General features: G+C 73.8%; 1 protein-coding gene. It reads left to right on the top strand.

Features of this window, described 5'->3' with window-relative positions:
- On the top strand, positions 1-325 hold a 325-nt coding region (locus tag D9V41_RS17175), incomplete at both ends, for an SDR family NAD(P)-dependent oxidoreductase (RefSeq protein ID WP_121795647.1).

Genomic DNA, 325 nt, shown 5'->3' with positions numbered 1-325 from the left:
CATGGCGCACGTGCGGGCCGCGCGGGCGCTCGTCCCTCGCTGGGTGGACGGCGACGGCGGCATCTTCGCGGTCACCGCGTCGGCCGCCGGGTTGCTCACGCAGTTGGGGTCGCCGACGTACTCGGTCAGCAAGCACGCTGCCGTCGGATTCGCCGAGTGGCTCGCCGCCACGTACGGCGACCGCGGAGTCCAGGTGTGCTGCCTGTGCCCCATGGGCGTCGCGACTCCCATGATCGAGGGCGGCGAGAGCCGCGAGGAGAGCGAAGCGCGGCTCGGCCACAAGGCCGTGTCGACGGCCGGCGCGGTGCTCGACGCCGACACGGTC

This window comes from Aeromicrobium phragmitis (genome assembly GCF_003674095.1).
Classification (GTDB): domain Bacteria; phylum Actinomycetota; class Actinomycetes; order Propionibacteriales; family Nocardioidaceae; genus Aeromicrobium; species Aeromicrobium phragmitis.
This window is presented reverse-complemented; position numbering and strand designations above follow the sequence as displayed.